19 protein-coding genes are annotated in these 22,658 nt (G+C 71.9%); 14 read left to right on the top strand and 5 right to left on the bottom strand.

Annotated elements, in window-relative coordinates; genetic code table 11:
• Nucleotides 1-410 precede the first annotated feature (410 nt).
• The 7 genes from ACIGXO_RS14200 (at nt 411) to alc (ending at nt 7,673) form a co-directional block, all read left to right on the top strand.
• Nucleotides 411-665, top strand: coding sequence for a hypothetical protein (locus ACIGXO_RS14200; protein WP_399785192.1), 255 nt, complete (start codon nt 411-413; stop codon nt 663-665).
• A complete protein-coding gene (gene malQ, locus ACIGXO_RS14195) occupies nt 665-2,785 on the top strand; it encodes a 4-alpha-glucanotransferase (RefSeq protein WP_399785190.1) in 2,121 nt (706 codons plus the stop codon). Before ACIGXO_RS14200 ends, malQ begins: the two co-directional genes overlap by 1 nt.
• A 61-nt stretch (nt 2,786-2,846) precedes the next feature.
• A complete protein-coding gene (locus ACIGXO_RS14190) occupies nt 2,847-3,089 on the top strand; it encodes a hypothetical protein (RefSeq protein WP_399785187.1) in 243 nt (80 codons plus the stop codon).
• A gap of 222 nt (nt 3,090-3,311) precedes the next feature.
• Nucleotides 3,312-4,289, top strand: a complete 978-nt coding sequence (locus ACIGXO_RS14185; RefSeq protein ID WP_399785184.1) for an acyl-ACP desaturase — start codon at nt 3,312-3,314, stop codon at nt 4,287-4,289.
• Between the two features lie 119 nt (nt 4,290-4,408).
• Nucleotides 4,409-5,374 carry a DMT family transporter gene (locus ACIGXO_RS14180; protein WP_399785670.1) on the top strand — a complete coding sequence of 322 codons (966 nt, stop codon included), beginning with the start codon at nt 4,409-4,411 and terminating at the stop codon, nt 5,372-5,374.
• A gap of 17 nt (nt 5,375-5,391) precedes the next feature.
• On the top strand, nt 5,392-6,309 hold the full coding sequence (locus tag ACIGXO_RS14175; protein ID WP_399785180.1) for a LysR family transcriptional regulator: 918 nt from the start codon (nt 5,392-5,394) through the stop codon (nt 6,307-6,309).
• Nucleotides 6,310-6,527: 218 nt separating this feature from the next.
• A complete protein-coding gene (gene alc, locus ACIGXO_RS14170) occupies nt 6,528-7,673 on the top strand; it encodes an allantoicase (RefSeq protein ID WP_399785177.1) in 1,146 nt (381 codons plus the stop codon).
• A gap of 195 nt (nt 7,674-7,868) precedes the next feature.
• Here the strand turns inward: alc and pepN (ACIGXO_RS14165) are convergent, their stop codons facing one another.
• Nucleotides 7,869-10,436 carry an aminopeptidase N gene (gene pepN, locus ACIGXO_RS14165; RefSeq protein ID WP_399785174.1) on the bottom strand — a complete coding sequence of 856 codons (2,568 nt, stop codon included), beginning with the start codon at nt 10,434-10,436 and terminating at the stop codon, nt 7,869-7,871.
• Between the two features lie 125 nt (nt 10,437-10,561).
• Between pepN (ACIGXO_RS14165) and ACIGXO_RS14160 the strand changes: the two genes are divergently transcribed.
• From ACIGXO_RS14160 to ACIGXO_RS14150, 3 genes are all read left to right on the top strand, one after another.
• A complete protein-coding gene (locus ACIGXO_RS14160) occupies nt 10,562-10,792 on the top strand; it encodes a ribbon-helix-helix domain-containing protein (RefSeq protein WP_399785171.1) in 231 nt (76 codons plus the stop codon).
• Nucleotides 10,779-11,126, top strand: coding sequence for a type II toxin-antitoxin system PemK/MazF family toxin (locus tag ACIGXO_RS14155; RefSeq protein WP_399785168.1), 348 nt, complete (start codon nt 10,779-10,781; stop codon nt 11,124-11,126). The genes ACIGXO_RS14160 and ACIGXO_RS14155 overlap by 14 nt, the downstream gene beginning before the upstream one ends.
• Before the next feature lie 67 nt (nt 11,127-11,193).
• Entirely contained in the window at nt 11,194-11,715 is a 522-nt protein-coding gene (locus ACIGXO_RS14150; RefSeq protein ID WP_399785165.1) for a DUF1203 domain-containing protein, read from the top strand.
• A gap of 70 nt (nt 11,716-11,785) precedes the next feature.
• On the opposite strand, the gene ACIGXO_RS14145 is transcribed toward ACIGXO_RS14150, so the two are convergent.
• On the bottom strand, nt 11,786-12,817 hold the full coding sequence (locus tag ACIGXO_RS14145; RefSeq protein ID WP_399785162.1) for an aspartate-semialdehyde dehydrogenase: 1,032 nt from the start codon (nt 12,815-12,817) through the stop codon (nt 11,786-11,788).
• A gap of 280 nt (nt 12,818-13,097) precedes the next feature.
• Here ACIGXO_RS14145 and ACIGXO_RS14140 point away from each other — a divergent pair, with 280 nt between their 5' ends.
• The 3 genes from ACIGXO_RS14140 to ACIGXO_RS14130 all read left to right on the top strand — a co-directional run bounded on the left by ACIGXO_RS14140 (nt 13,098) and on the right by ACIGXO_RS14130 (nt 16,916).
• A complete protein-coding gene (locus ACIGXO_RS14140; protein WP_399785159.1) occupies nt 13,098-13,649 on the top strand; it encodes an HPP family protein in 552 nt (183 codons plus the stop codon).
• 263 nt (nt 13,650-13,912) lie between these two features.
• On the top strand, nt 13,913-15,649 hold the full coding sequence (locus tag ACIGXO_RS14135) for a TIGR03767 family metallophosphoesterase (RefSeq protein ID WP_399785156.1): 1,737 nt from the start codon (nt 13,913-13,915) through the stop codon (nt 15,647-15,649).
• Between the two features lie 112 nt (nt 15,650-15,761).
• On the top strand, nt 15,762-16,916 hold the full coding sequence (locus ACIGXO_RS14130; protein ID WP_399785153.1) for a serine hydrolase domain-containing protein: 1,155 nt from the start codon (nt 15,762-15,764) through the stop codon (nt 16,914-16,916).
• An 81-nt stretch (nt 16,917-16,997) separates the two neighbouring features.
• On the opposite strand, the gene ACIGXO_RS14125 is transcribed toward ACIGXO_RS14130, so the two are convergent.
• Both ACIGXO_RS14125 and pepN (ACIGXO_RS14120) read right to left on the bottom strand, forming a co-directional pair.
• Nucleotides 16,998-18,116 (bottom strand): hypothetical protein, encoded by a 1,119-nt coding sequence (locus tag ACIGXO_RS14125; RefSeq protein WP_399785150.1) that lies wholly within the window; start codon nt 18,114-18,116, stop codon nt 16,998-17,000.
• 124 nt (nt 18,117-18,240) lie between these two features.
• Entirely contained in the window at nt 18,241-20,829 is a 2,589-nt protein-coding gene (gene pepN / locus ACIGXO_RS14120) for an aminopeptidase N (protein ID WP_399785147.1), read from the bottom strand.
• A gap of 103 nt (nt 20,830-20,932) precedes the next feature.
• Here pepN (ACIGXO_RS14120) and ACIGXO_RS14115 point away from each other — a divergent pair, with 103 nt between their 5' ends.
• The gene (locus ACIGXO_RS14115) at nt 20,933-21,571 is read left to right on the top strand and encodes a DsbA family protein (RefSeq protein WP_399785144.1); all 639 of its coding nucleotides are present in this window, start codon (nt 20,933-20,935) and stop codon (nt 21,569-21,571) included.
• Nucleotides 21,572-21,764: 193 nt separating this feature from the next.
• Here the strand turns inward: ACIGXO_RS14115 and ACIGXO_RS14110 are convergent, their stop codons facing one another.
• Nucleotides 21,765-22,406, bottom strand: coding sequence for a superoxide dismutase (locus ACIGXO_RS14110; protein ID WP_223731582.1), 642 nt, complete (start codon nt 22,404-22,406; stop codon nt 21,765-21,767).
• Nucleotides 22,407-22,658 lie beyond the last annotated feature (252 nt).

Genomic DNA, 22,658 nt, shown 5'->3' with positions numbered 1-22,658 from the left:
CCGTTTCCTGGCGCCGGCGCCCCGGAATCGCACGGCCTCTCCTCGTCCCCGTCGGTCTGCGGCCTCCTGGCCGGGCGTCCGCTCCTGTGGTCGGTCGGCGGAGCGGCCGCCATTGGCTGTGAGCCCACCACTCGGGGGTCGAGGTGTCAACGACGGTTACCGAAGTGCCCCCCTTTGCCCTGTGTGACGGGCGGGACACGCGGGGGTGCGAGTCCGCGGGAAATGCCGCAGGAGTTTCGCTATGATGTCCGATTAGTCGGTATCTCCTGCGTGGGGGACCGGCCCACACCGCGAAATCGTTCGTCAGGGCGAGGGTGTGAGGTGGCGCACGTTTAGCGACCGGATACGTCTGCGACGGCATGGATTGGGTAAGGCCCTCGTGTCCTACTCTCGACGAACGGGAGGCCCTCGTGGCTCCGTCCGCTCAGCTTCTTCTCGATGCCCTCTCCAAACCGACCGAGCCGGATCTGCTGGCAGGGGTCTCCGACCCGGACTGCGGCTTGGACGGATCCGGCTCGTTCATGTTCTCCGAGCCACCCCTGACCAGCGAGCCTCCGCTCGCCGACACCACCCCGCTGACCAGCGAGACCCCCATCGCCGCCGGGCTGCCGCTCACCAGTGAGCCCGCCGCCACCGGCTACGGCACGGAGCCCATGGAGGTCTGATGGGCCGAGCGCGGCTCGCCCGGCTGCACGGCGTCACCACGTCCTACGAGCCCGCGCCGGGCCGCACCGTCCATGTACCGGAGGACACGGTCGTAGCCGTCCTCGCCGCACTGGGGGTCGACGCCTCCACGCCGCAGGCCGTCCGCGACGCGCTGGACGCGTACGAGTACGGCCCGGCCCGTGCCCTCCTCCCGCCCACCCTCGTCACCCGTGAGGGCCGCCCGCCGGACCTGGCGGGGCTGCCCGGCGGCACCACGCTGTGCGTCGACACCGAGGACGGGCGGACGCTGGACTGGGGCCTGGTGCCCGGCGGGCGCGCGGCGCCGCTGCCGCCCGGCGTGCACCTCCTGCGGGTCTACTCCCCCGAGGGCCGCGCCGCGCACTCCCACCTCATCGTCGCGCCCGACCGGATGCCCCCGGCGCCCGGCCGCGCCCACGGCTTCATGGTCCAGCTCTACTCCCTGCTCTCCCAGAGCTCCTGGGGCATGGGCGACCTCGGCGACCTGGCCCGGCTGGCCGACTGGTCCGGGCGGACCCTCGGCACGGACTTCGTGCAGCTCAACCCCTTGCACGCGGCCGTACCGGGACCGCCGACCGACCCCTCCCCGTACCGCCCCTCCTCGCGCCGCTTCCCCGACCCCGTACACCTGCGGATCGCGGACGTGCCCGAATACGGGCAGCTCTCCGCCGCCGACCGGCAGCGCGCCGACGAGCTGGCCGGGAAGGCCGCCGCGCTGCGGGACGCCGTCCTGAAGAACGGCGCGCTGATCGACCGGGACGCGGTCTGGGAGCTGAAGAAGGAAGCGCTGGAGCTGCTGCGGACGGTGCCGCTGAGCACGTCCCGGCAGGCCGCGTACGACGCGTTCCGCGCCGTCCAGGGCCGCGACCTGGAGGACCACGCCACCTGGTACGCGCTGGCCGAGGAGCACGGCCCGGACTGGCGCAAGTGGCCCGACGGGCTGCGCGACCCGCGCTCTGCCCGCACGGAGCGGATGCGGCGCGCCCTGGCCGACCGCGTCGACTTCCACCGCAGGGCCGCCTGGCTCACCGACGAGCAGCTCGGCGCCGCGCAGCGCACCGCGCGCGAGGCGGGCATGAGCATCGGGCTGGTGCACGACCTGGCCGTCGGGGTCCATCCGACCGGGGCCGACACCTGGGCCCGGCAGGACGCCTTCGCGGCCGGCATGTCCGTCGGCGCGCCGCCGGACGCCTTCAACTCGCGCGGCCAGGACTGGGGGCTGCCGCCGTGGCGCCCCGACACGCTTGCGCGGACCGGGTACGCGCCCTTCCGCGCGCTGCTGCGCGGCCTGCTGCGGCACGCGGGCGCGCTCCGCATCGACCACGTGATGGGCCTGTTCCGGCTGTGGTGGATCCCGGAGGGCCGGCCGCCCACGGAGGGCGCCTACGTCCGGTACGACGCCGAGGCGATGCTCTCCGTCCTGGCGCTGGAGGCGGCGCGGGCCGGCACCACGGTCATCGGCGAGGACCTGGGGACGGTCGAGAACGGCGTGCGCGAGGCGCTGGCGGGGCGCGGCGTCCTCGGGACGTCCGTCCTGTGGTTCGAGCGCGACTGGGCCGCCGAGGGGCAGCCGCCGCTGCCGCCGCAGGACTGGCGCGCGGACTGCCTGGCGACCGTCACCACGCACGACCTGCCCAGCACGGCCGGGCGGCTGACCGGCGAGCACACCGCGCTGCGGCACCGCATCGGCCTGCTGGACGGCTCCCTGGAGGAGGCGCGGGCCGCGGAGGCGGCCGAGGTCGCCACCTGGCTGGAGTGGCTGGTGGCGCTGGGGCTGCTGCCGGAGGGCGCGGCCACCGGTGACGCCGCGGCCGACGAGGAGACCGCGGTCGCGGCGCTGCACCGCTTCCTGCTGCGGGCCCCGGCCCGGATGGTCGGCGTGTGGCTGCCGGACGCGGTGGGCGACCGGCGCCCGCAGAACCTGCCGGGCACGTCGGAGGAGTACCCGAACTGGCGGCTGCCGGTCGCGGCGCCGGACGGGCGGCCGATGACGCTGGAGGAGATCATGGAGTCGCCGCGGCTGCGGGCGCTGATGCGCGAGTTCGGGGCCGTGCCGGATTCCGTGCCGGATTCCGTGCCGGACGAAGAGGTCGGCCGCTGAGGTCAGCCGTTAGGGCACCCCGAGCGCGCGGACCGATCACGCGTCCGATAAATTGAGGTACGTGAGCAACAAGGTCAAGAACCACGCCCTGCGCGCCGGAACGATCACCGCCGGTACCGCGCTGATGCTGCTGATGTCGTCCCCTGCTTTCGCGCTCACCCGCGACGACGGTGACGACCCGGGTCCGGGCCTGAGTGTCGTCGAGACGCTCGGCCTCTACGTCGCGCTGCCGATCGTCCTCTTCCTGATCATCGCCGGCCTGGTCATGGTGGGCGACAAGTCCCGCAAGACCCAGAAGAGCTGACACCCGGCCTTCGAGGCTCACGGGGCACCACAGACTGCAAGGCGCCGAACGGTTCGTATGAACCGTTCGGCGCCTTTTGTCGTATTCGAGGGGCGCCGGAGTGGTCCATTTTCCGCCGATTTACCCGATTGCTCTGGCGATGCGTCTTGACGGGGAACTAACCTACGATGCCGTAACCTACGGAACCGTAAGGAATTCTCCACGTCCCCAGGAGACCCCCGTATGACCATCGCCCCCGCCCACCAAGACGGAGCGCGCGGCCAGACCGCCTGGAGTGACGCTCAGCTCCTGTATGCGCTCGAAGAGGTCGTCGAGAAGGAACTCAACCGGCACGAGAAGATCGCGAAGGAGTGGATGCCGCACGAGTACGTCCCCTGGAGCGACGGCCGGAACTTCGACGGCGTCATGGGCGGCGAGCCCTGGTCGCCCGAGCAGTCCAAGGTCACCGACATCGGCCGCACCGCGCTGGTCGTGAACCTGCTCACCGAGGACAACCTCCCCAGCTACCACCACGAGATAGCGACCCTCTTCGGGCGCGACGGCGCGTGGGGCACCTGGGTGCACCGCTGGACGGCCGAGGAGGGCCGGCACGGCATCGTCATGCGCGACTACCTGCTGACCAGCCGGGCCGTCGACCCGGTCCAGCTGGAACGCTTCCGCATGGCGCACATGTCGGAGGGCTTCGAGTCCGACAACAACCACAGCATGCTGCACTCCGTGGCGTACGTGGCCTTCCAGGAGCTCGCGACCCGCATCTCGCACCGGAACACCGGACGGCACTCCGGCGACCCGGTCTGCGACCGGATGCTCGCCCGCATCGCCACGGACGAGAACCTCCACATGCTCTTCTACCGGAACCTCCTCGGGGCGGCCTTCGAGCTGGCGCCCGACCAGACCATGTGCGCCGTGCGCGACGTGGTCGTGAACTTCCGGATGCCCGGCCACGGCATGCCCGGCTTCGAGCGGGCCGCCGCCCGCATGGCGATCGGCGGGATCTACAACCTGCGGATCCACCACGACGACGTGATCCAGCCGGTGCTGCGCTTCCTGAAGGTCCTGGAGATCGGCGGCCTGGGCCCGGAGGGCCTGAAGGCGCAGGAGGAGCTGGGGCTCTTCATGAGCGGCCTGGACGACCAGGCGCGCACGTTCGACGAGCGGCTGGCGGCCCGCGAGGCCCGCAAGGCCGCCCGCCAGGGCTGACGCCACTTCCTTTCGTTTTCTCTAAAAGGAATCGTCAGAAACATTCGATGGACCTGACGAGTTCCGGGCTGTCACGGTAGGTGCGATCCCGCACCGACCGAAGGGAAGCCGTGACAGTCCTGGAGAACGAAGCAGCCGTACGGACCGGGAGCGAATCCCGGTCCGTACGCCCCACCGCCGCCCGGCGCGCCACCCTCACCGGCCTCGCGCTCGCGCTGACCGCCACCGTCGTCTGGTCCGGCAGCTTCGTCGCGACCCGGGCGCTGCACGACAGCGTGCCGCCCGTGCAGGCGGTCTTCTGGCGGTGGGTGATCGCGCTGCTCGCCGTGGCGCCGATGACGCTCCCGCAGGTCTGGCGGCAACGCGCGCTCATCCGCCGCCACTTCCGCTTCCTCCTCCTTGCCTCGCTGCTCGGGGTCTCCCTCTACAACACCCTGGTCCACCAGGCGGGGCTGACCACCACGGCCGGCACCATGGGCATGATCATGGCCGCGTCGCCCACGCTGATGGCGCTGTTCGGGCGCTTCGGCCGCGGCGGCGAGCGGATCGGCGCCCGGCGCGCCGCCGGCATGCTGGTCGCGACCGCCGGCGTCCTCACCCTGCTCGGCAAGGGCGACCCGACGGCCCTCTTCCGGCTCGACCTCGCCAGTGGCGGCCTGTGGATGCTGGCCGCCATGGCCTGCTTCGCCGGGTACAGCGCACTGGTCCGCCACAAGCCCGCGGAGCTCACTGGCCCGGTCTTCCTCTGCGTGACCTTCCTGATCGGCACGGTGCTGCTGGCGCCCGCCTACGCCGTCAGCCTCACCGTGCAGGGCGGCTTCACACTCGGCGTCGACACGGTCGGCCCGCTGCTGTACATCGGGATCTTCTCCTCCGCGGTCGCGTTCTTCACCTGGAACAAGGCCATCGCGCTGGTCGGCGCGGCCCGCGCGGGCGCCGTCTACTACCTCCAGCCGGTCTGCGTCGCCCTGCTCTCCCTCCTGCTGCTCGACGAACACACCGGCCCGGTGCAGATCCTGTGCATGGTGCTGATCCTGGGCGGCGTGGTGCTCGCCGCCGGTGTACCGCGAAGAGCCGACCGGTGACCGCATACGCTGCCCGCATGGCCGACTGGGACATCAAGAAGCTGCGCATCCTGCGCACGCTCGGCGAGCTGGGCACGGTGACCGCGACCGCCGAGGCGCTGCACATGACGCCCTCGGCGGTCTCGCAGCAGCTGACCGGGCTCGCCAAGCAGCTCGGGGTGACCCTCTTGCAGGCGCACGGCCGCCGGGTGCGCCTCACCGACGCGGCCCACCTCGTCCTCCGGCACGCCGACGCGGTCTTCGCACAGCTGGAGCGGGCGGACGCCGAGCTGCTCGGGTACTTGCAGGGCGAGGCCGGCGAGGTGCAGGTCGGCGCGTTCTCCACGGCGATCCCGGCGCTGGTGGTACCGGCCGTCGAGCAGCTGCGGCGTACCCACCCGGGCCTGGTCGTCCGGGTACGGGAGGCCGAGGCGGCCGAGGCGTACGAGCTGCTCTCGGAGGGCAGCGTGGACCTCGCCCTCTCCCTCGCGGCGCACGCGCCCACCCCCCGCGACCCCAAGTTCGCCCGGCTGTCGCTGCTCGCCGACCCGCTGGATGTGGCGCTGCCGGCCGGGCACCCGCTGGCCGCCGAGCCGGGGCTGCGGCTGGCCGATCTGGCGGGCGAGCCGTGGATCTTCGGGCGCAGCGGGCCGTGGTCCCAGATCACCACGAACGCCTGCGAGAACGCCGGGTTCGTACCGGAGCAGGCGCACGCGGCGGCCGACTGGGCGGCGATCCTGGCGATGGTCGCGGCGGGCATGGGCGTGGCGCTCGTCCCGCGCATGGCGATGCGGCCGGAGCGGGGCGGGGCCGGGGTGGCGGTCCGTGTGCTCCACGCCGACCAGCCGCGCCGCCACGTCATCGCGGCAGTCCGCCGGGGCGCGGAGGACGCGCCGGGGATGGCCAAGGTACTGGCCGCGCTGCGGCACGTGGCGGCGGGACTGTCCGACCAGTAGCCGTGGGCCGCCCCGTACCTGGATCTCTTCCGGTACTGGCCCATCGGCCGACCTCTCAGCCGGCCTCGCAGCCGAGCTCTCAGCTGACCGCTCAGTTGATCTTTCAGCTCGTCTTAAAGTCCACTCCAGAAACTTTCGATAGACCTGCCCGAACGCCTCTGCGAAGGTCAGCAGTGAGTGCTTCCGGCGCTCCCACCTCCGGACGACGAAGGGCAGAGATGACCACCACCCCGGCCGCCTCCTCCACTGATCCGCACGCCAACGACGCCGCCCCGTACGGCGGTGGCGACCCCTACGCCGACTACCGCGACGGGGACTTCGCGTTCACCTCGCTCGTCGACCTCGCCGACCGCCGCTTCGGCGCCGGCGTGATCGCCGCGAATGACGAGTTCTTCGCCGAGCGCGAGAACCTGCTCAAGCGCGAGCGCGCCGTGTTCGACCCGGAGCACTTTGGGCACAAGGGCAAGATCATGGACGGCTGGGAGACCCGGCGCCGCCGCGGCGCCGACGGTGACCACCCCTTCCCGACCGACGACGAGCACGACTGGGCGCTGATCCGCCTCGCCGTCCCCGGCGTGATCCGCGGCGTCATCGTCGACACCGCCCACTTCCGCGGCAACTACCCGCAGCAGGTCACCGTCGAAGCCACCTCCGTACCGGGCAGCCCGAGCCCGGAGGAGCTGCTCGCCGACGACGTGAAGTGGGAGGAGATCGTCCCCCGCACGCCGGTGCGCGGCCACGCCGCCAACGGCTTCGAGGTCACCGCCGAGCGCCGCTTCACCCACCTTCGCCTCAAGCAGCACCCCGACGGCGGCATCGCCCGGCTGCGTGTGCACGGCGAGGTCGTGGCCGACCCGGCGTGGCTGGACGTCCTGGGCACCATCGACCTGGCGTCCGTACTGAACGGCGGCGCGGTCGAGGACGCCTCGGACCGCTTCTACTCCTCGCCCACCCAGATCATCCAGCCCGACCTGTCCCGCAAGATGGACGACGGCTGGGAGAACCGCCGCCGCCGCGTCAAGGGCACCAACGACTGGGTCCGTTTCCGCCTCGCCGCGCAGGGCGAGATCCGCGCGATCGAGATCGACACGGCGTACCTCAAGGGCAACTCCGCGGGCTGGGCGGCGCTGTACGGCTGTGACGGCACGCCGGAGGACGAGTCCTCGTGGTTCGAGATCCTGCCGAAGACGAAGCTGCAGCCGGACACGCCGCACCGCTTCGTGCTGCCGGCCGCGGTGACCGCCACGCATGTCCGGCTGGACGTCTTCCCGGACGGCGGCCTTGCGCGGATGCGCGTGCACGGCAGCCTCACCGAAGCGGGCCGCGCCGCGCTTGGGCGCCGCTTCGACGAGCTGAACGGCTGACGCGCTGCGGCCTGAGGCCGCGGTATTCCGACTCGTCCGGCGGACGGCCGCGCACGATCGCGCCGACGCCGGACGGCACCACCACGCCGAGGGCGGGGGCGTCCGTTTCCACGCGACCGTCCCGCCGTCCCGGTTGCTCGCGCAGTTCCCCGCGCCCCTCAAGGGGCGCGGGGAACTGCGCGTTCAGCGCTGCCGTCAGGCGGCAGCCGCGTCCGCGGCCTGCGCCTTGAGGGCCCGCTCCACGCCCGCCCGGTTCTCCGTCACCAGGCGGCGGAGGGCCGCGCTCGGGTTCGCCGAGGCGAGCCACGCGTCCGTCGCGTCCAGCGTCTCCTGCGAGACCTGGAGCGAGGGGTAGAGACCGACGGCGATCTGCTGCGCCATCTCGTGGCTGCGCGCCTCCCACACGCTCTTCAGCGCGTCGAAGTACTTCCCGGCGTACGGCGCCAGCAGCTCGCGCTGGTCGGTCTGGACGAAGCCGCCGATGACGGCCTCCTGCACCGCGTTCGGGAGCTTGTCGGACTCCACGACCGACGCCCACGCCTCGGCCTTGGCCTCCGCGGTCGGGCGGGCCGCGCGGGCGGTCGCGGCGTACCGCTCGCCCGCCGAGGTCCGGTCCCGCTCCAGCTCCGCCGCGATCGCCTTCTCGTCGGCGCGGCCGGTGGCGGCCAGCCGCTGCAGCAGCGCCCAGCGCAGCTCGGTGTCGACGGCGAGGCCGGTGATCTCCTCCGTGCCGTCGAGGAGGTTCTGCAGGAGGTCCAGCTGCGCGGTCGTACGGGCCGTCGCGGCGAACGCGCGGGCCCACGCCAGCTGGTGGTCGCTGCCGGACTCGGCGGCGCGCAGCTGCTTGAGGCAGGCGTCGGTCCACTTGGCGAGGCCCGTCTCGCGCCACTCGGGCGCGGCGTACAGCTCCAGCGCCAGCTTCACCTGGCGGTGCAGCGACTGCACCACGCCGATGTCGGACTCCTTGCCGATGCCGGAGAGCACCAGCTCCAGGTAGTCGCGGGTGGCCAGTTCGCCGTCCCGGGTCATGTCCCAGGCCGAGGCCCAGCACAGCGCGCGCGGCAGCGACTCGGAGAAGTCGCCGAGGTGCGCGGTGACGGTCTTCAGCGACTCCTCGTCGAGGCGGACCTTGGCGTACGAGAGGTCGTCCTCGTTGAGCAGGATGACCGCCGGGCGCGGGGTGTTGGCCGGGAACGGCACCTCGGTGCGCTCGCCGTCCACGTCCAGCTCGATGCGGTCCGAGCGGACCAGCTTGCCGTCCTTCAGGTCGTAGCAGCCGACCGCGATGCGGTGCGGGCGCAGGACCGGCTCGCCGGTCGCGCCCTCGGGCAGCGCGGGGGCCTCCTGGCGGATGACGAGGGAGGTGACGTTGCCCGCCGCGTCCGTCTCGATCTCCGGGCGGAGGATGTTGATGCCGGCCGTCTGCAGCCACTTCTTCGACCAGGTCTTCAGGTCCCGGCCCGAGGTCTCCTCCAGCGCGCCGAGCAGGTCGGAGAGCCGGGTGTTCCCGTAGGCGTGCGCCTTGAAGTACTGCTGCACGCCGCGGAAGAACTCGTCCATTCCGACGTAGGCCACGAGCTGCTTGAGCACGCTCGCGCCCTTCGCGTACGTAATGCCGTCGAAATTGACCAGCACATCATCCAGGTCGCGGATCTCCGCCATGATCGGGTGGGTGCTGGGCAGCTGGTCCTGCCGGTACGCCCAGGTCTTCATGGAATTCGCGAACGTGGTCCAGGAATGCGGCCACTTGCTGCCCGGCGCGTACGCCTGGCAGGCGATCGAGGTGTACGTCGCGAAGGACTCGTTCAGCCACAGGTCATTCCACCACTCCATGGTGACCAGATCGCCGAACCACATGTGCGCGAGCTCGTGGAGAATGGTCTCCGCGCGCACCTCGTACGCCGCGTCCGTCACCTTGGAGCGGAACACGTACTGGTCGCGAATGGTGACCGCGCCGGCGTTCTCCATCGCGCCCGCGTTGAACTCCGGGACGAAGAGCTGGTCGTACTTCGCGAAGGGGTACTCGTAGTCGAACTTCTCCTGGAACCAGTCGAATCCCTGCCGGGTGACCGCGAAAATCTCCTCCGCGTCCAGGAATTCGGCGAGCGAGGGCCGGCAGTAAATGCCCAGCGGAACGGTCTTCCCGTCCTTCTCGTACGTGCTGTGCACGGCGTGGTACGGGCCCACGATCAGCGCGGTGATGTAGCTGGAGATCCGCGGCGTCGGCGCGAAGCGCCACACGGTCCCCTCGGGCTCCGGCGTCGGGGAATTGGACACCACGGTCCAGCCCTCGGGCGCCTTCACCGTGAACTGGAACGTGGCCTTGAGGTCCGGCTGCTCGAAGGACGCGAATACCCGCCGGGCGTCCGGCACCTCGAACTGCGTGTACAGATAAGCCTGCTGGTCCACCGGGTCGACGAAGCGGTGCAGCCCCTCGCCCGTATTGGTGTAGGCGCAGTCCGCCACGACCTTCAGCTCATTGCGCCCGGACCGCAGTCCCGTCAGCGCGATCCGCGAGTCCGCGAACACGTCCTCCGGCGCGAGCGTGGTGCCGTTCAGCACGACCTCATGAACGGTCGGCGCCACCAGATCGATGAACGAATCCGCACCGTCCTCGGCCACGTCGAAACGCACCGTGGTCACGGACCGGAAAACGCCCCCCTCCTGCGCGCCGCTCAGATCCAGATCGATCTCGTACGCGTCGACGGTCAGCAGGCGCGCCCGCTCCTGCGCCTCTTCGCGGGTCAGATTCGTGCCAGGCACGCGGTCATCTCCTCCGGTATACGGCGTTGCATGCGACGTTCCCGCCATCCTTCCACGGGGAGCCCACCCGGTGGCGAGCGGTTTCGGCGGTAGTAAGGATCTTCCTACCCGGGTAGCATTGGGGTATGAAGATCAGTGTGAGTCTTCCGCAGGAGGACGTCGCCTTCCTCGACGAGTACGCCAAGAGAATCGAAGCGGATTCACGGTCCGCCGTGATTCACGCCGCCATCGAGCAGCTGCGGGCCACCGAGCTGGAGACCGAGTACGAGGCGGCCTTCGCCGAGTGGGACGCGAGCGAGGACGCCGCGTTCTGGGAGCACTTCTCCGGGGACGGGCTGAGCGATGAGACGCGGTGACATCTGCCTGGTCGACTACGAACCGGCCCGGGGGAGCGAGGTCAACAAGGCGCGCCCCTCGGTGGTCGTCTCCAACGACGGTGCCAACGCGGCCGTGCAGCGGACCGGCCGCGGCGTGGTCACCGTGGTCCCGCTGACCTCGAACGTCTCCCGGGTCTACCCCTTCCAGGTGCTGCTCCCCGCTGCCGAGTGCGGCCTGCCCAAGGACTCCAAGGCGCAGTGCGAACAGGTGCGTGCGGTGGCGCCGGATCGGGTGCTGCGCAGTATCGGCGCGGTGCCGCGCCCGCGCATGGCCGAGATCGACGCGGCGCTGCGGCGGCACCTGGCGCTCTGAGCGGGGCGGTGAGCGTCACGTCCGATTCCCGCCGGAAGGCGGGGTGGCGAGTGGCCAGGCTGGACGCATGACCACTTATTCCGCGCGTCCCATCGACGCCACCGCTCTGAAGGAACTCCGTACCGCCGACGACGCCGGGCGGCCGATGCGGGCGTTCACCGCGTCCGAGGACGGGGTGCCGGTGGCGTGTGTCGGGAGTCCGTTGCGGTGTTGTCTGCGCGGGGTCCGGGCGGGGGAGCGGGTGGCGCTCGTGGCGTATGCGCCGTTGCGGCGGTGGGCCGCCGCAACGGGGGCGGAGCCCGGTGCCTATGACGAGCAGGGGCCGGTGTTCGTGCATGCCGGAGAGTGCGGCGGGCCCGACCCGGCGGCCGTGGGGTATCCGTTCGCGCGGCCCGGAGCGCTGCGGGTCCTGCGGCGGTACACCGCGGCCGGGCACATCGCCGGAGGCGAGCTGCTGGAGCTTCCCCAGGACGCCGACGCGGCCCTCGACGCCGCGCTGGACGAGGCGTTCGCCGGCCCGGAGACCGCGCTGGTGCACGTGCGGGCCGTGGAGTACGGCTGCTTTCACTACGAGGTGCGCAGGCCGTAGCGCGGGGGAACGCGCAGCGGGGCCCGTACGGACGTGATCCGTACGGGCCCCGCGGGCGTCGTGGGAGGCGTCAGCCCTTGAGCTCCGCCGCGACGAGCTCCGCGATCTGGACGGCGTTGAGCGCCGCGCCCTTGCGGAGGTTGTCGTTGGAGAGGAAGAGCGCCAGGCCGTGCTCGACCGTCTCGTCCTTGCGGATGCGGCCGACGTAGGACGGGTCCTGGCCGGCGGCCTCCAGCGGGGTGGGCACGTCGGAGAGGGCCACGCCCGGCGCGCCCGCCAGCAGCTCGGTCGCCCGCTCGGGGCTGATCGGGCGCTCGAAGCGCGCGTTGACCTGCAGGGAGTGGCCGGAGAAGACCGGGACGCGGACGCAGGTGCCGGAGACCTTCAGCTCGGGGATCTCCAGGATCTTGCGGCTCTCGTTGCGGAGCTTCTGCTCCTCGTCGGTCTCGTTGAGGCCGTCGTCCACGATCGAGCCCGCCATCGGCAGCACGTTGAAGGCGATGGGGCGGACGTACTTGTTCGGCGCGGGGAAGTCGATCGACGAGCCGTCGTGCGTCAGCTTGGTCGCGTCCTGGTCGATGGCCTTGCGGGCCTGGTCGTCCAGCTCCGCGACGCCGGCCAGGCCGGAGCCGGAGACCGCCTGGTAGGTGGCGACGACGAGGGCGGTGAGGCCGGCCTCGTCGTGCAGCGGACGCAGCACCGGCATCGCGGCCATCGTCGTGCAGTTCGGGTTGGCGATGATGCCCTTGGGGCGGTCCGCGACCGCGTGCGGGTTCACCTCGGAGACCACGAGGGGGACCTCGGGGTCACGGCGGAAGGCGGAGGAGTTGTCGATCACGACCGGGCCGGCCGCGGCGACCTTGGGCGCCAGCTCCTTGGCGGTCGCGCCGCCCGCGGAGAAGAGGACGATGTCCAGGCCCGAGTAGTCGGCCGTCGCCGCGTCCTCGACCGTGATCTCGGTGTCCTGCCACGGGATCGTGCGTCCGGCGGACCGGGCCGAGGCGAACAGCCGCAGCTGCTCCACGGGGAAGTTCCGCTCGGCGAGAATCCCTCGCATCACACCGCCGACCTGGCCGGTGGCTCCGACGATTCCGATCCTCATGGCACTCCTTCTAGGGGACTGGCGACGATTTCCGACTGGAAACCCTGCTCAGAAGTCCCTCCATCATGCGTGTGAGACCCGTCGCGTTGTCCAATCCGTTTCACGGAGTGGAGCGGAAAACAAATCTTGCCATGCGGACAAGTGACTTCTGAGTCGCTGCTGACCTCCCATAATCTCCTACCCGAAGGACAGTGCGAAGGTCACAACGAGGTGCCGACGCGAAGACCCTACGTTTCGGTACTGAACGGGGCGTATCGCCCCCAGAGAGGCATTGCCCCCTGTGACCGCCCCTGCCCCCGTCGTCGACGCCCCGGAGGCCGAAGCAGCCGCGCCCGCCCGCGCCGGACGCGCCCTGCGCTCCGCCGCCCCGCCGCGCCCCCGCCCCCTCGTCCTGCTGGCCGCCACCACGGCGCTCGCCCTCGTGCTGCTGCTCCTGGCCGGGACCGGGGTGCTCATCCGGCATCCCGTGCTCATCCCGCCGCTCGCGGCCAGCGCCGCGCTGATCGCCGGCGCCCCGGCGCTGCCGCTCGCGCAGCCGCGCAGCGTCATCGGCGGCCACCTGCTGGGCGCCGCCGTCGGCTTCACCGTGGTGGCCGTCGCGGGGCCCGGCGTCTGGAGCGCGGCCGCGGCCGGCGCGCTGGCCTTCGGTGCGACGTCGCTGGCCCGCTCGCCGCACTCGCCCGGCGTCGCCACGTCCCTGATCGTCGGCTTCCAGGGGCCCGATCCGCTGCCGTTCCTGCCCCTGCTGCTGGCGGCCACCGTGATCCTGACCACGGTGGGCCTGTGCCTGCACCGCCTGACCGGCCGCCGCTATCCGCTGTACTGGTGGTGACCCGCGCCTCCGCGGACGGGGCGCGCTGGGACGCGTACGCCGTTACCCCATGACGTGAACGTCACATGAAGCGCGGGCGCCGGTTCTCCGAGCGTCCGGTGGCCGGCGCGGCACGTCGGCCGCCCGGGTGATCCCTGTGCAGAGATCGGCGGCGCGCGTTGTGGTCATGTTCACGCGCAGTCCACCCCCGGTGCGAAACATCCCTGGTGAGGGGCGGTCGGCCCGCCCCGCCACCACCGCGTTCGCACTCGGGGAGTTCGCGCATGTCCCGCACTCGGTCCGCCGCCGCCACCCTCGACCGCCGTACCTTCCTCGCCGCCACCGGAGTGGCGGGCGCCGCCGCCGGGGCCGGACTGACCCTCGGTCTGAGCGGCCGGCCGGCGACCGCCGTGCCGGCCCAGGCCGGGCCTCCGCCCTTCGCGCCGGACCCGGTCGCCGCGCCCGCCGTGCCGCCCGTGCCCTTCCGCCGCGGCACCACCCTCGACTCCGTGGCCACCCCGCGCGGCACCGCCGGCTACCGCCGCCTCGGCGACGGCCCCGCCTGGTCCCGCGTCGTCCGCACCGAGCTGGCCGCCGCCCGCTCCGGCCGGGACGAGCGGCGCACCACGCTCGCGTCCTTCGCGCAATTCACCGACCTGCACCTGGTCGACGTGCAGAGCCCGCTGCGGTACGAGTACCTGCGCGCGCAGACCGCGAGCGCCTGGCGCCCGCAGGAGGCGCTGTCGGTGGCCGGCATGGTCTCGCTCATCGAGCGGGTCAACGCGCTCAAGGGCGGCCCCGCCACCGGCTCCCCGCTCGGCTTCGTGATGACCACCGGCGACAACACCGACAACAACTCCAAGATCGAGCTGGAGTGGTTCCTCGCCGCGATGAGCGGCGGCCGCATCGTCCCGAACACCGGCGACCCCCGGCACTACGAAGGCGTGCAGGACAGCGGCCTGAAGCTGTACTGGCAGCCGGACAGCGACCTGCGGGACGCCGACAAGCAGCTCGGCTTCCCGCGGCTGCCCGGCTTCCTCGACGCCGCGCTCCGCACCGTGCACAGCCCCGGGCTGGACATCCCCTGGTACACCACGGTCGGCAACCACGACCAGCTGCCCGGCGGCTGTTACGCGCCCGGCGACTCGTACTGGACGGAGGTCGCGACCGGCGGCCGCAAGCTGGAGACGCTCCCGGCGGACCAGGCGAAGCAGGTCTGGTCGGCCGTGAAGAAGGGCCTGGACCCCACCGGCGCCGACTTCAAGGCGCTGATGAAGGCCAACCGCCGGCACACCCGGCAGGTGACGCCGGACCCGCGGCGGGCGCCCTTCACCCGCGCCGAGTACGTCCGCGCCCACCTCGACCCCGCCTACGACGGCGCGGGCCCGCACGGCCACGGCTTCACCGAGGCCAACCTCCAGGACGACCAGCTGTACTACAGCTTCCAGGTGTCCGACGACGTGATCGGCATCAGCCTGGACACCACCGACCCCGGCGGCCACTACACCGGCTCGGTCGGCACCGCCCAGCTGCGCTGGCTGGAGCGGCAGCTGAAGGAGCACAAGGACTCCTACGTCCTCGTCTTCAGCCACCACACCAGCAAGACCATGGACAACACCCGCCCGGACCCGGCCCGGCCCGACGAGGGCCGCCACGGGGGCGACGAGCTGGTACGGCTGCTGTCCGGCCACCGCAACGTGCTGGCCTGGATCAACGGCCACAGCCACAAGAACGACATCACCCCGCACGACGGCTTCTGGGAGGTCTCCACCGCCTCGCACATCGACTTCCCGCAGCTCGCGCGGATCATCGAGGTCGTGGACAACCACGACGGGACGCTGTCGCTCTTCACCACGCTCGTGGAGTCGGCGGCCCCGCACCGCACCGACTTCCACGACCTCTCGCAGACCGGCCTGGCCGCGCTCTACCGCGAGCTGTCCGCCAATCAGCCGCAGGGCCGTACGGACCTGGCGGGCGAGCCCGGCGACCGCAACACCGAACTCCTGGTGAAACGTGGCTGATTGACGCTCAACCCCGAGCCGCGTCGCAACCCCGGGGCCCGGCCGCCGGGTCCCCCTCCCCGACCGCAGTCGGCAGCGGGCGCCACCGCCGCCGCAGGAGGGGGAGACGACGATGAGCGCACGGATCGCACTGGCGGGGGCCCTGGCCGCCGCCCTCGCAGGAACGGCACTGCTCACCGCGCCCGCGGCCACCGCCGCGGGACCGGCGGGCGACGGCCACGCGGGCACCAAGGCTGCCATGGAGGCCCAGGTCGCCAAGGGCGTCCCCGGCATGATCGGCCAGGTCACCGAGGGGCGCCGGGTCTGGAAGGCCACCGCCGGCGTCGGCAATACCGAGACCGGGTCACCGCGCGGCGCCGACGACGCCTTCCGCGTCGGCAGCATCACCAAGACCTTCGTGGCCACGGTCCTGCTCCAGCTGGAGGCGGAGGGCCGGCTCGGCCTGGACGACACGGTCGAGAAGTGGCTGCCGGGCGTCGTCCGGGGCCACGGCCACGACGGCCGCCGCGTCACACTGCGGCAGCTGCTCAACCACACCAGCGGCATCCGCGAGGTCTTCGAGGAGGAGGCGTTCCACGCCAAGGTGACCGGGCCCGGCTTCCTGAAGCACCGCTACGACACCTGGACGCCCCGGCAGCTCGTCCGCCTGGCGATGAAGGGCAAACCCGCCTTCGAGCCGGGCACTTCGTGGAGCTACTCCAACACCAACTACGTGCTGGCCGGGATGGTCGTCGAGAAGGCCACCGGGAAGCCGTACGGAAAGGAGGTCGAGCGCCGCATCCTGAAACCGCTCGGCCTGCGCCGCACCGTCGTGCCCGGCACCGACCCCCGCATGCCGGGGCCGCACGGCATCGCGTACTCCAAGCTGCTGGTGGAGAAGCCGGGGCCGAAGGTGTACGACGCGACGGAACTCAATCCCTCGCTCGCCGGGCCGGCCGGCGAGATGATCTCCACGGCGGGTGACCTCAACCGCTTCTACGCGGCGGTGCTGCGCGGAAAGCTCTTCCCGCAGCGGCAGTTGAAGGAGATGCTCACGACGGTCCCGGTCGGCAAGGAAGCGCCGCAATTCCGGTACGGGCTGGGCCTGATGACGCAGAAACTCTCCTGCGGGGTCCGGCTGTACGGCCACGGCGGCGGCATCCACGGCTCGACCTCAGAAGCCGTCAGCACCCGCGACGGCCGGCACACCGCGGCGTTCAACTCCAACGCGGACTGGACCGGCGACAGCGAGCCGGTGGTCGAGGCGGAGTTCTGCGGCGGGAAGTGACACCGTCCGCACCTGCGCGCGGGGGCGGGTCCGGCTCCGGACCCGCCCCTCCGCTCCGCCGCGAGCGAGCGCTGTGCCGAGCTATTTCGGCAGCACCGCCACGTACGCGCTCGGCTCCCGGTCCGCCGCCGCCATCAGCGCGGTCCGCACCACCATCGCCTGCTCCTCGGGCGCCTCGCGCAGCTTCTTCGGCGTCACCTGCACGACCGTGATGCCCAGCCGCTCCAACCGCTCACGGGTGCGGGTGTGCTCCGGCCACAGCGTCTGGTCGGCGTACTTCGGGGACCGCGCGTCGATCGTCAGCGCCACCGCCTGTACCGGCCAGAACGCGTCCACGCCGCCGAGGTACGGGCCGCCCGGCAGCCGCAGGTCCACGTTCCACACCGGGTCCGGCAGCCGGTAGTCGCGCACCAGGTCGTACAGCAGGCCCTCGGCCAGCGCCCGGCCCTCCGCCAGCAGGCCGTCCACCGCGTCCATCACCTGCGGCCTGCCCAGCAGCCGCGCCCGGCTCAGCTCGCGCACCACGGCCGTCGGGTCGCAGTGCCCGCCGCGCACCGCCTCGGACAGCAGCCGGCGGATCGCCGTCGGCCCGCCGACCGCCTCCAGCGCGGTCATCTCCGCTTCCCCCAGTCCGGCCCTGGCGGTCTGCGGGCCGGTCAGCCGGGCCACCGCGTCGGCCAGCGCTCTGGGGACCGGGGCCACCGGCAGGCCGGTGACCTCCACCGCGGGCGGCGGCGTCTGGGCCCGTACGACCTGCGCGAAGCCCGCAGAGCGCAGCCGCCGCGAGCGCGGCACGAGGACCTCGATGCGGTCCAGAGAGAGCAGCGGGGGAGCGGAGGAGAAGCGGTGCAGGGCGAGCGCCGCCAGCCCGGTGATCATCGCCTCGGGTTCGTAGCGGTCGGCGCCGTCGCCCTGGGCCGGCACGGCCGGTTCGCCGTCCGGGCCGGTGGCGGCCGCCGGCGTGCGCCGGGCCGCGTACAGCAGGACGGCGTGCAGCCGCTCCTCGCTGGTGGGCGGGCCGGGGTGGAGCAGGTGGACGCCCGGCAGGATCTGCTGCCAGGGGCCGCCGGGCCGGCAGCGCTCGGCGAGGTCGGAGGGCGCGATGCCGTGCTCGCGCAGCTGCCGGGAGGTGAGGACGCGGTGCCGTACGTCGGCGAGGTGGTGGAGCGGGCGGGGCGAGAGCGGGGTGTTGTGGTTCATGCCCCCGCCATTCCCGCGCCCGCGCCGCCCCCTAACCGCTGTTACCGTTCCGTCGACGTTTCCGTACAACCACGGCCTAAAGTACGGGCGTTCGACGGCCGATAAGTGCTGGTCCTACCGAGGGTTACGGCTTCGCGCCGACCTTTGCGTCACAAGCCTGTGCCCGCAGCGCCCGCGCGAGATCGTCCCGGGACTCCGACACCAGCCGGCGCAGCGCGGACGGCGCGTCCGCGTGCCCGATGAGCCAGGCGTCGGCCGCGTCCAGCGTCTCCTGGCTGCTCTGCAGCGCCGGGAAGAGGCCGCGGACCACGGCCATCCCGATCTCGATCGACCGCTCGTCCCACACCCGCCCGATCGCGTCGAAGTACTTCGGCGCGTACGGCGCCAGCAGCTCGCGCTGCCCGGCCTGGTCGAAGCCCGAAATCGTGGCCTCCACCAGGGCGTTGGAGAGCGCGTCGGACTCCACCACGTCCGCCCAGGCGCGCGCCTTGACCTCGGCGTCGGGGCGGGCGGCCAGGCAGCGGACGTGGTGGCGCTTGCCGGACGCGGTGTCGTCGCGGGCCAGTTCGGCGTCGATCCGCTGCGCGTCGGCCACGCCGTGCGAGGCCAGCGGCTCCAGGAATGCCCAGCGCAGCTCCTGGTCCACCGTCAGCCCGTCGATCTTCGCGGTGCCGTCCAGCAGACCGCTCAGCAGCTGGAGGTCGGCCTCGGTGGAGGCGACGGTGGCGAAGAAGCGGGCCCAGGTGAGCTGGTGGCCGCTGCCGGGCTCGGCGAGGCGCAGCTCGTGCAGGGCGCCCTGGGCCAGCTGCTGCGCGCCGAGCTGCCGCCAGTCGGGCGCCGCGTAGTGGTGCAGCGCGGTGCGGGCCTGGGCGTGCAGCGTCTGCAGCACACCGATGTCGGACTCCCGCCCGGCGAACCGCAGCACGATGTCGAGGTAGTCGCGGGCCGGCATCAGCCCGTCGCGGGTCAGGCCCCACAGCGCGGACCAGCACAGGGCGCGCGCCATCGGGTCGGCGATCTCGCCGAGGTGGCCGCGCAGGGTGGCCAGCGACCGCTCGTCGAAGCGGACTTTGCAGTACGTCAGGTCCTCGTCGTTGACCAGGACCAGGTCGGGCCGCTCGGACCCGGTCAGCTCCGCGACGACCGTGCGCTGCCCGGAGACGTCCAGCTCGGCACGGGCGTACCGGACCAGCGAACCGTCGGCGTCGTGGCGGCGGTACAGGCCGACCGCCACCCGGTGCGGCCGCAGCTCGGGCCGGGCGGGCGAGGCTTCCTGCAGGACGGCCAGCTCGGTGATGCGGTCCTGCGCGTCGTAGGTGACCTGCGGGGTGAGCGCGTTGACGCCGGCCGTCTGGAGCCAGGAGCGGGACCAGGCGGCCAGGTCGCGGCCCGAGGTCTCCTCCAGGACGTTCAGCAGGTCGGCGAGGGTGGTGTTGCCGTACTCGTGCCGCTTGAAGTACCGCCGCGCGCCGTCCAGGAAGGCGTCCCGTCCCACGTACGCGACGAGCTGCTTCAGTACGGACGCGCCCTTGGCGTACGTGATCCCGTCGAAGTTGAGCTTGGCGTCCTCCAGGTCGCGGATGTCGGCGGTGATCGGGTGCGTGGAGGGCAGCTGGTCGGCGCGGTACGCCCACGCCTTGCGCCCGTTGGCGAAGGTGATCCAGCCGCCGGTGAACCGGGTCGCCTCCACCAGCGACAGCGCGCCCATGAAGTCCGCGAAGGACTCCTTGAGCCACAGGTCGTCCCACCACTCCATGGTGACCAGGTCGCCGAACCACATGTGGGCCATCTCGTGCAGGATGACGTTGGCCCGCCGCTCGTACGACGCCTGCGTCACCTTCCCCCGGAAGATGAACTCCTCGCGGAAGGTGACACAGCCCGGGTTCTCCATCGCGCCGATGTTGTACTCCGGCACGAACGCCTGGTCGTACTTCCCGAAGGGGTACGGGTAGTCGAAGTGGTCGTGGAAGAAGTCCAGGCCCTGCTTGGTGACGGTGAAGACGTCGTCGGAGTCGAAGTACCGGGCCAGCCCCTTGCGGCAGAGCGCGCCGAGCGGCACCTCCAGCTCGGTGCCGTCCGCGAACGTACGCCGGTAGGTGTCGGAGACGTAGTGGTACGGGCCCGCGACCACGGCGGTGATGTACGTGGAGATGGGCTCGGTCCGCGCGAAGCGGTGCACGCCGCCCTCGGCGGTGCCCTCTTCCACACCGTTGCTGAGCACCACCCAGCCCTCGGGCGCGGTCACCTCGAAGTCGAACGGCGCCTTCAGGTCCGGCTGTTCGAAGTTCGCGAAGACCCGGCGGGCGTCGGCCGGCTCGTACTGCGTGTACAGATACACCTCGCCGTCCTCGGGGTCGACGAAGCGGTGCAGGCCCTCGCCGGTACGGCTGTAGGCGCACTGCGCGTCCACCACGAGGACGTTCTCCGCCGCCAGGTCCGGCAGGGCGATCCGGGCGCCGTCGAAGACGGCCGCCGGGTCCAGCTCGCGGCCGTTGAGGGTGATTGAGGTGACCGACGGCGCGACCAGGTCCGCGAAGGAGCCGGCGCCCGGTTCCGCGCAGCGGAAGCGGAGGGTCGTGCGGGAGCGGAACGTCCGGGAGGCGTCACCCTGCTCCACGGCGGACCGCAGGTCCAGCGCCACTTCGTACCCGTCGACGGTCAGCAACCGGGCCCGTTCGCGGGCCTCGTCTCGGGACAGGTTTTCACCGGGCACGACGCGACTCCCTCGTCTGTGTCTCGAATATCGAACACTGGGAATCATGGCACGGTACGCCGCGGTTGAACCGGTTACCGACCCGCTCGTAGAGGAGACCTTCGTGTCCGACACCGGCAAGACCCCGGCAGACTTCTGGTTCGACCCGCTGTGCCCCTGGGCCTGGCTGACCTCCCGCTGGATGCTCGAAGTGGAGAAGGTCCGGCCGGTGGAGGTCCGCTGGCACGTGATGAGCCTCGCCGTGCTCAACGAGGACAAGCTCGACGATCTGCCCGAGCAGTACCAGGAAATGATGCGGACCGAGGCGTGGGGCCCGGTCCGGGTCTGCATCGCGGCGGAGGAGAAGTACGGCAGCGAGGTCCTCGCCCCGCTCTACACCGCGCTCGGCACCCGCTTCCACAACCAGGGCCTGCCGCGCACCCGCGAGACGATCCTCGCGGCGCTGGAGGAGGCGGGCCTGCCCGCCGAGCTGGCGGACGCCGCCGACACCGACGCGCACGACGAGCGGCTGCGCGCCTCGCACAAGGAGGGCATCGACCTGGTCGGCCAGGAGGTCGGCACGCCGGTCATCGCGGTGCCGGGCTCCGACGGCGAGCAGATCGCCTTCTTCGGCCCGGTCGTCACCCCGTCCCCCAAGGGCGAGGAGGCCGCCAAGCTCTGGGACGGCACCCTGATGGTCGCGTCCATCCCGGGCTTCTACGAAATCAAGCGCACGAGGACGGCAGCCCCGAGCTTCGACTAGAGCCCCGTCAGGGGCGCGGGGAACTGCGCGACCAGCCACGACGCGCCCCCAGCCGTCACAGATACAGAACCGCCCCCGCGAGTCACGTCCTCGCGGGGGCGGTTCCTTTTATCCGCCTGCCGGTGAACGGTGAGAAGACGATCACGAGGCAGGACGATCAATCGGTACTCCGGCGCCTCCGGCGCCTACGGCCTCACGGCGCCAGCAGCAGGTTGTTCGCGCGCTCCTTCGCGGACGCGTACCGCTTCGCGACGTCCTGCCAGTTGACGACGCGCCACATCGCCTCGATGAAGTCGACCTTCTGGTTCTTGTACTGGAGGTAGAAGGCGTGCTCCCAGGCGTCGAAGACCAGGATCGGGACCGAGCCCTGACCGACGTTGCCCTGGTGGTCGTAGATCTGCTCGACGATGAGGCGGCCGGTGACCGGCTCGTACGCGAGCACGCCCCACCCGCTGCCCTGCGTCGTCGCCGACGCCTTGGTGAGCTGGGCCTTGAACTTCTCGAAGGAGCCGAAGCTCTCCGCGATCGCGTCGGCCAGCTCGCCCACGCCGTCCTTCTCCAGCGGTTCGCCGCCGCCGTCTCCGGTCATGTTGTGCCAGTAGATGCTGTGCAGGATGTGGCCGGAGAGGTGGAAGGCCAGGTTCTTCTCCAGGCCGTTGATCGCGCCCCACTGGTCCTTGTCGCGGGCCTCGGCGAGCTGCTCCAGCGTGTCGTTGGCGCCCTTCACATAGGCCGCGTGGTGCTTGTCGTGGTGCAGCTCGATGATCTCGGGGCTGATGACGGGTGCCAGCGCCGAGTAGTCGTAGGGGAGTTCCGGAAGTGTGTAGGTCGCCATGCGCGCCGAGCCTCCAAGCTGCTCAAGAGCAGTAGTTGCAAGTAAGTTGCAAGAGCAGGCTAACAGCAGCAAGGGCGCGAGTCCGGACAAGGGGCGGGGACCGGTACCAAAGACGGAGGCGGGGGGGGGGGGGGGGGGGGGGGGGGGGCCCCCCCCCCCCCCCCGGGGGGGGGGGGGGGGGGGGGGGGGGGGGGGGGGGGGGGGGGGGGGGGGGGGGGGGGGGGGGGGGGGGGGGGGGGGGGGGGGCGGGTA

The sequence above is a fragment of the Streptomyces sp. NPDC053542 genome, from assembly GCF_044544685.1.
Classification (GTDB): domain Bacteria; phylum Actinomycetota; class Actinomycetes; order Streptomycetales; family Streptomycetaceae; genus Streptomyces.
The sequence above is the reverse complement of the archived record's forward strand: the minus strand, read 5'-3'. Positions and strand labels throughout refer to the sequence as shown.